Origin of the sequence: Corallococcus sp. CA053C (assembly GCF_003611675.1) — a bacterium.
Lineage (GTDB): Bacteria > Myxococcota > Myxococcia > Myxococcales > Myxococcaceae > Corallococcus.
In genome coordinates this window covers 1-7,327 of record NZ_RAWA01000456.1, presented here as the reverse complement: position 1 = coordinate 7,327, position 7,327 = coordinate 1, and the positions used below count along the sequence as shown (strand labels likewise).

7 protein-coding genes are annotated in these 7,327 nt (G+C 71.8%); all 7 read left to right on the top strand.

The genetic code is table 11. The features are described 5' to 3' along the window. Positions 1-1,460: hypothetical protein (locus tag D7V97_RS37145; RefSeq protein WP_233583468.1), on the top strand; the 1,460-nt coding region annotated here is incomplete at its 5' end. Positions 1,461-1,478: 18 nt separating this feature from the next. Further along, complete coding sequence (locus D7V97_RS37140; RefSeq protein WP_120615346.1) at positions 1,479-1,820, top strand: hypothetical protein; 342 nt, start codon at positions 1,479-1,481, stop codon at positions 1,818-1,820. After that, a complete protein-coding gene (locus D7V97_RS37135) occupies positions 1,820-2,029 on the top strand; it encodes a hypothetical protein (RefSeq protein ID WP_120615345.1) in 210 nt (69 codons plus the stop codon). Before D7V97_RS37140 ends, D7V97_RS37135 begins: the two co-directional genes overlap by 1 nt. Beyond that, on the top strand, positions 2,026-3,213 hold the full coding sequence (locus D7V97_RS37130) for a phage baseplate assembly protein V (RefSeq protein WP_120615344.1): 1,188 nt from the start codon (positions 2,026-2,028) through the stop codon (positions 3,211-3,213). The genes D7V97_RS37135 and D7V97_RS37130 overlap by 4 nt, the downstream gene beginning before the upstream one ends. 4 nt (positions 3,214-3,217) lie before the next feature. Further along, entirely contained in the window at positions 3,218-3,412 is a 195-nt protein-coding gene (locus D7V97_RS37125; RefSeq protein ID WP_120615343.1) for a hypothetical protein, read from the top strand. After that, positions 3,381-4,985, top strand: a complete 1,605-nt coding sequence (locus D7V97_RS37120; RefSeq protein WP_120615342.1) for a hypothetical protein — start codon at positions 3,381-3,383, stop codon at positions 4,983-4,985. Before D7V97_RS37125 ends, D7V97_RS37120 begins: the two co-directional genes overlap by 32 nt. Beyond that, entirely contained in the window at positions 4,982-7,153 is a 2,172-nt protein-coding gene (locus D7V97_RS37115) for a hypothetical protein (RefSeq protein WP_120615341.1), read from the top strand. The genes D7V97_RS37120 and D7V97_RS37115 overlap by 4 nt, the downstream gene beginning before the upstream one ends. Positions 7,154-7,327: the final 174 nt, after the last annotated feature.

The window sequence follows — 7,327 nt, the reverse complement described above, 5'->3', positions numbered from 1 at the left end:
GGGTGGGGGTGCTCATCGTCACCGACACGCTGCCGCAGGACCTGGTGGCGAAGCTGTCGCGCGTGCCGTTCCTGGCCATCGACCCCGCGCCCAAGCCGACCCTGGCCGGCCGCCCCGTCCTGCAAGGCCCGACGACGTCCGTGGTGGGCGCGCTCGCCGCGGTGCCGCGCGCGGAGGACCTGATGCAGATGGGCTCCCTGAAGCAGCGCTTCGCGGCGGGGCCGGTGCTGAACCGCTCGCTCACCGTGACGCCCCAGGTCTTCGTCCCCGCGCAGAGCGCCAGCACGGCGGCGTCGCGCTACCTGGCCGCGTCGGACGCGCTGCTCCAGCCCGCGCTCGTGGACTTCCTGCTCAAGCCCATCCCCATCCTGCCGCGCCCCCCGGTGAGGGCGCAGCGGGGCGTGCAGGTGGAGGGCAATGACATCACCGCGCGGGGCCCGGCGCTGATGGTCCTGGGCAACGGCGGGGCCATCATCTCCACCGCGGTGTCCGGCAACGAGCTGCGCAGCCAGGGCGGCGTGGGCGCGGTGTACCTGCGCCGCACGGACTCCACCGTCTTCAGCGGCAACCGGTGCCAGTGCCTGGACGCGGTGAACGTCGTCGTCGTGCGCATGGAGCGCGCGCCGCTGACCTTCACCGGCAACGTGGTGCTGGGCGCGGAGACGGTGACGCCGCCCCCGCCGCTGGTGCGCCCGCCGTGGACGCTGCCGTCCACCTCGCTGACGCTCCAGATTCCGGTGGGCGGCGGCTCCACCCTGGGCGTGCCGTTGAACCAGGAGCTGCTGCTGGGCGGCCTCCAGCGCCGCCGCGACGTGGCGAGCGACGCCTTCTCCACGCTGCTGTCGGAGCTCGTCACCGCGCCGGCCATCGGTGGGAAGGCGGAGGGAGGCCCCCAGGAAGCGGCGGGCGCGGAGGTTGCCCGCCGTGCCGTGGTGGACAACGCCACGATGGAGGACGTCCGGTCGCGGCTGCCCGCGGGCCTGGACCTGCGCATCAGCGCGCGGACGCTCTACGGCATCGCGGTGACGAAGGACGACTCGCCCACGGCCGCGCTGCGCGCCCTGGTGGACCGCGTGGCGCTCTACGTGGACGCGCCGGAGAGCGTGAAGGGCCACGTGCGCTCCGTGCTGGCCGCGGCGGATGGCGACCCGAAGAAGGCCCTCCAGCTCGTGGACAAGAGCGTGCTCGGCATCGACTCGGCGGCGCCCACCGTGAAGGAGAGCATCCTCAACGTGTCGGTGCTGCACGAGGTGCTGGCGGACTCGTTCTACAGCGGCGGCGGCACGGGCTCCAAGCCGGTGCAGGAGGCGACGGTGAACATCCTGCCGGTGCCCGAACCGGATCCGCACGCCCACTCCGTCATCATCCTGGGCGGCTCGCGCGTGGCGGCCGTCGGCAACGCGACCACCTCCGGCGTCCACGTCCAGGAAGCCGACGCCGTCGTGCAGCTCAACCCGTAGCGCGCGAGGACCCCCACCATGCCTGACGCCTTCGCCCTCAGTGGCCGTGTCGCCCTCCAGCGTGAAGCGCTGCCCGAGGTCACCCTCTCCACCACGCCGGACACGCTGGACGCGAAGGCCGCGGCGCTGGCGAAGCTCGCCGGCACGCAGGTGAAGCTGGGCCTGGACCTGACGGTGCTCCAGGCGATGGACGTGCGCATCTCCCGTCTGCCGCCCGTGCCGCCCGCGCCGGTGACGCTCCAGGACCTGGTGCGCACCGCCCGGCGCAGGCTCGCCGCCGAGCGCCAGCGTGAGGTGGGCGCCTGGGTGGATGCGCGCTCGAAGCTGGCCACGCGGCTCGTGCTGGCGCTGGAGGACTGATGCGCAAGCTGCTCGAAGCCAGCATGGGGCAGCGCTGCTACCTCTTCACCACGCTCGGCCAGGTGTACGTGGGCCTCGTGGTGGAGCTCATCGACGACGTCGTCCACCTCACGGGGCCGGACGGCACCACGCCTGTGTACATCAACCTCTCGGATGTCTCCGGCGTGCGCCAGTACGACGAGGACAATGATTTGGGGAGCGCGCGATGATCGAACAACTCCTGCAACAGCTCATCGAACGGACGGAGAGCCGCTACTTCGGCAAGTACCGCGGCTACGTCACCAACGTGCAGGACCCGCTGAACCTGGGCCGCATCCAGTGCGTGGTGCCCCGGCTGATGGGCGACGTCGCCACCGGCTGGGCCATGCCGTGCACGCCCTACGCGGGGCCTGATCAGGGCCTCTTCGTGGTGCCGGACGTGGGCGCGGGCGTCTGGGTGGAGTTCGAGGGAGGCGACCTGTCCCAGCCCATCTGGAGCGGCATGTGGTGGGGCCAGCCGAAGCTCTCCGACCTGGGCCAGCCGGACTCCACCGCGCGCGTGGCGCCGGACGTGAGCGAAGTGCCAAAGCATGACTACCCGCCGCAGACGGCGGTGCCGGGCGTGCGGATGCTCAAGTCCGCCACGGGCCACTACATCGTCCTGGATGACCGGCCGGACTCCGCGCGCGTGGAGATCCACGACCGGCAAGGCAACCGCATCATCCTGTCGGCGGAGGGGTTGGATCAGCTCATCAGCAACGAGCGCACGGTGAACGAGGGCAACCGCTCCGCGGAGGTGGACGGCGACGACCGGCTGGAGGTGGGCGGGCTCCAGGACGAGACGGTGGACGGCAGCCACACGCGCACCGTCGGCGGGGACGTGACGCTGAAGGTGACGGGCTCGCTGACGGAGAAGGTGGAGGTGGCGGGGTACTCGCGCGTGGTGGGGGGCACGGGCCTGAAGGAGACGGTGGGGGGCCCGCGCGAGGACCGCATCCAGGGCAGCCACACGCGCAACGTGTCGGGCGCGTCGCAGGAGACGGCGGTGGGCGGCTTTGGCGTGACGTCCGGCGGCAACGTGCAGCTCGCCGCGGGCAAGGCGGTGAAGGTCGCCGCGACGATGCCGGACATGCCGGGCCCCTCGCTCAACGCCATCTCCATCGACGCGCTGATGGGCAACGTGTCCATCAACACCATGCTGGGCATGTGCCAGGTGGGCGGCATCTCCGCGGTGTCGCCGATGGTGCTGGGGGACGGGCTGGCCATCCACTTCACGATGCTGGCGCAGATCCTCAAGGCGGTGAACCCGATGACGGTGGCCGCGTACGGGCCCCTGCTGGACGTGTGGGCCGCGATGACGCCGATGCTGGACTGGTCCTACTTCGGCTTCGTCAAGCGCATGCCCATCGGGTGACGCGATGAAGGCCCCTGATTGGAGTCCGCTGGACGCGAGCGTGCTGCGGGAGCGGCTGGAAGAGGTGAAGGCCCTGCTGCTCCAGGCAGCGGCGGTGGGCGTGGCCCAGGACGCCGACCGGCTGGAGAAGATGATGGAGCTGGAGCAACGCACCCGGGAGGACGCGCGTGGCCGACCCCACCGACGCCGCTTTCGCTGAGCTCCACAGCGCGCTGGAGGTCTGCTGCAAGGAGCTGGCGCAGGCGCTGGATGAGGCCGAGGGCGGCGACGGCACCGGCACGTCCGGAGGCGCCGCGGGAGGCCCGTCCTGGAGGCCGTTGGTGCTCGCGGCGCCGCCGGGGTTGGAGCAGCTGGTGGGCATCGTCAAGCCGCCGCTCCAGGTCATCATCGCGGTGCTCCAGTTCGTGCAGGCGCTGCTCCAGGCGCTGTCGGCCATCCTGCTGGGGCTGCCGGATCCATTCCGGGCGCTCATCCTGGCGGCCTACGCGCTGCTCAAGGACATCATCGACGACCTGCTCAACGCGGGCGCGTACCTCTACGCGGACGCGCCGGGCATCGGCCCCACGGAGACGAACCTCGCGGAGACGGGCTTCATCCCGGACCTGCCGAAGGACTTCAAGGCGGGGAACGCGCTGGAGCGACCGCCGGTGACGCCGGACGCCTTCTCGCGCTGGGCGGGCCGGTTCGTCGCGTCCTTCGATGATCCGGGCGACGACGCGCGCCCCACGGTGACAGACGGCGCGCCGGTGCAGGCGGTGTTCATCGTGATGGCGGCGCCGTCGCTGGACGCGCTCCGGCAGGCGCTCTACCTGATGGGCAAGCTGTTCAACATCAGCGCGTTCAAGAAGGCGTTCGAGAAGTACCCCAAGGGAGCGTTGGATCCGCGCCGCAGCCGGGCGCGCGGCAGGTCGGTGAAGCCGGACTGGAAGTCGGCGCGCATGCGCGACCTGTTCCCGGACCTGGAGAAGCTGCTCATCCTGCCGGAGGCGCTCAAGTCGCTGCTCCTGTCCGTGGACAACCTCGCGGGGCTCATCAAGAGCCTGGCCAACGCGATGCTGGACAAGGTGCAGGTGTTGATGAAGTTGGCGCAGGCGGTGCAGGCCATCATCGACCTGCTGGATGCGCTCAAGTCCGCGGGCATGTACGCGCTGACGGTGTCCACGCGGGGCGGCGTGGCGGGGCTGAAGCAGGCGTTCCTCACGGCGACGAACCGGCCCCCGGGCGGCTACGTGGGCGGAGTCTGCCTGCTGGCCGCGGGGCCCAACCTGGCGAAGGCCGCGGTGCTGTGGGAGCTCCTGGGTCTGTCCGCCGCGATGGAGCTGGCCGAAGGCAACCTCACGCTGGAGGACGTGGGGAAGCAGCTCGCGGACAGCAAGGTGCTGCAGGTGCTGGAGGCGAGCGGCAACGAGGTGAAGGACGCCTGGGGGAATCTCAAGACGCAGAGCCAGGCGCAGGCGGACGCGTTCGTGGACGCGCTGGAGCATGCGCCGGAGGGCTTCGCGGCGGCGGTGGGGCGCACGCCGCAGGAGCTGGTGGAGGGCGCGCGTCGGGCACGCTCCGAACTGGTGGGAGCGCTGGAGCAGGCGAAGGAGCAGCTGCCCACGTCGGAGAGCGTCGAAGCGGGCATCGCCGCGACGAAGCTGGCGCAGCGCCGGGGAAGTCGTTCGCTGGCGATGGGGTACGGAGGGCCGGGGCCGTCTGAGCGCCCGCCCAGCCCGGCTCCGCCCGCCACGCAGACGCCGGTGCCGCCGAAGAAGGGGAGCGGCCCGTGAGCGCGGTGAAGCGCCTGAGCATGGAGCTGGATGGCTGGCAGGCGGCCTGGAAGCAGCTGGAGGCCTTCCTGGACCGGATGGACGGCGTGGCGGAGCAGGACGCGCCGCACGTGCAGACGGTGTGCGCGCTGTTGCCCGTGTTCAGCGTCATCGAGCGGTCCCGCCGTCGCGCGGTGGGGCTCGCGCTGTCGTCGGCCCTGGCGAGCTCCCCCCGGGGCGAGGGGCTGCCCGCGCTGTCCGCCGCGTCGCTCGCGGGAGGGGAGCAGCGGCTGCCGGGTGTGGAGGAATTGGAGTTCGCGGTGGGCACCATCGGCGCGGACGGCGACGGGAAGCTCACGGGGGCCGCGCTGCTCGCGGGCAGCGTGACGCTGTTCGCGTTCCGCGACGAGAAGCACGGCGGCGAGGTGGCGGTGCGCGTGCCCACGTATGACTTCGGGCAATTGGTGGCGAGTGGGCTCGTGCCGGATGCCATTGACGCGGGACTCTTCAGCAGCGACCAGCGCCGTGACGCCGCGGAGAGCGGGATCGCGGAGATGAAGACGTGGAGTGCGCTGCGCAATGAACGGCGGGGCCAGCTGACGACCTCGGCGGAGACGGTCTCGCTGAGCAGCCAGTTCGATGCGCTGACGGTCAGCTCGTCCGTGAGCGACTTCGACGCGGTGGCGGTAGGCGCATCGTCCCGCCAGGGCGAGTGCCTGGCGGACCGGAACGTGCTGCTCCAGGCGAAGACCACGGTGGAGGAGCAGGGCGCGGCGGCGGAGTTGACCGAGGCGCTCCAGCGCGCGGCGGATTCGCTCCAGGTCCAGGCGACGGACTACGGCACGGTGGCCACGGCGCTCCAGCCTCCGCGCACCGCCACGCATTCCACGTCGGCGCTGAACGCGCTGAAGACGACGCTGCGCAGGGCGGACGCGCCAGGGCTTCCGGGGCAGCTGTCCTTCGAGATGACGTTGCTGGATGTCGCGGCGGGGACGGGGATGGATGAGGCGGTGGCGGCGCGGCTCGCGTATCCGGACGGGTCGCTGCGGATGCTGCGGACGCTGGAGTGGTCGCTGCGCTTCCACTGGGTGTTCCGTCAGCGATGGTTCGACGTGCGCAACCGCGCCGCGCTGGCGCCGCTCCTGCGCCAGGTGTTGACGCCGTTCTGCGACAGCCTGACGCGGGTGCTCGCGGGGACGCCCACGGGGATTCCGTTGGTGGGCACCGTGACGGTGGTGAAGGACACGCCCACGCAGGCGACGGCGCTGTCGGTGTCGCCCGGGGCGGACCTGGGCAAGGTGCAGGCAGGGCACGTGGCGCATGTGCTGGGAGAGCGGCCCACGCTGGCGCTCGTCCTGGGCTGGGAGGTGAAGGGCGGCACGCCTGGGGACAAGCGGCTGCGCATCGCGCCCCTGAACGTGTCCATCGCGGCGGACGCGAAGCTGCCGGGCGTGGCGGGACTGGTGCGGAGCGGGACGCCGGTGGATGGGAGCGCGGTGTCGCTGAGCACGCAGGAGTTGATGGAAGGGCGCGCGGCGGCGGGTCCGCAGGCGGACGGCGTGGTGCAGGAGGCCATCTCCCTGGGGACGCGGCTGGCGCTGGTGTTGGGGCAGGGCGGCGGTGCGCTGGGGCTGGTGCCTCCGGCGGTGGCCGCGCCGTATCCGGGCAAGACGTTCGCGCTGTTGCCACCGGTGGAGGTGGGCGCGACGCGGCTGTTCCTGGACGGGATGCCGCTGGAGAGCACGTCGGGTTCGACGAAGCCCGTGCCAGTCGCGAGGCCGGGAGAGTTGCTGCTGGTGCGCGGCGCGGATGACGAGGGCACCTGGTGGCAGGGCGTGGCGCAGGTGGACACGGTGGAGGTGCGCACGGGAGCGGCGGCCCGCGCGGACGACGAGACGGCGGTGACACCCACGCCGCCGTGCTGCGGGGACGACGAGGAGGTGGTGGTCATCACGCTCCGGGACCTGCAGCTGCCCAAGACGCTGGTGCGTGACGTGACGCTGCGGCGCGACTTCAAGGGCTTCGGAGGCCCGTGCCTCGCCACCGGGGTGATGCTGCCCATCGAGCTGGATCCGGGCACGGCGAACGTCACCGTGCAGGACGGCGGCGTGACGAAGACGGTGCTGCGAGATCCGGAGCTGCGGGTCGCGGTCTCGGTGCTCAAGGGATGGCTGGGAGGTCCGACATGAGTGATCCGCGCGATGACATCTTCGCCGTGGCCGCGATGCTCACGGAGTTGGACCGCGTGCTCCATCCGCTGGAGCGAGGCGAGGGAGGCAGCTTCAAGGTGGATCCGCCCCTCCCACCGCCGCTGCCGACGCCCACGTCGCAGGGGCGAGGAGGGGAGGGGGGGTGTTCCGCGA

What these genes read in the sequence shown, in the direction of transcription:
- D7V97_RS37125 (WP_120615343.1), top strand. Translation starts at nt 3,218, where the DNA reads ATGAAGGCCCCTGATTGGAGTCCGCTGGACGCGAGCGTGCTGCGGGAG.
- D7V97_RS37140 (WP_120615346.1), top strand. Translation starts at nt 1,479, where the DNA reads ATGCCTGACGCCTTCGCCCTCAGTGGCCGTGTCGCCCTCCAGCGTGAA.
- D7V97_RS37135 (WP_120615345.1), top strand. Translation starts at nt 1,820, where the DNA reads ATGCGCAAGCTGCTCGAAGCCAGCATGGGGCAGCGCTGCTACCTCTTC.
- D7V97_RS37130 (WP_120615344.1), top strand. Translation starts at nt 2,026, where the DNA reads ATGATCGAACAACTCCTGCAACAGCTCATCGAACGGACGGAGAGCCGC.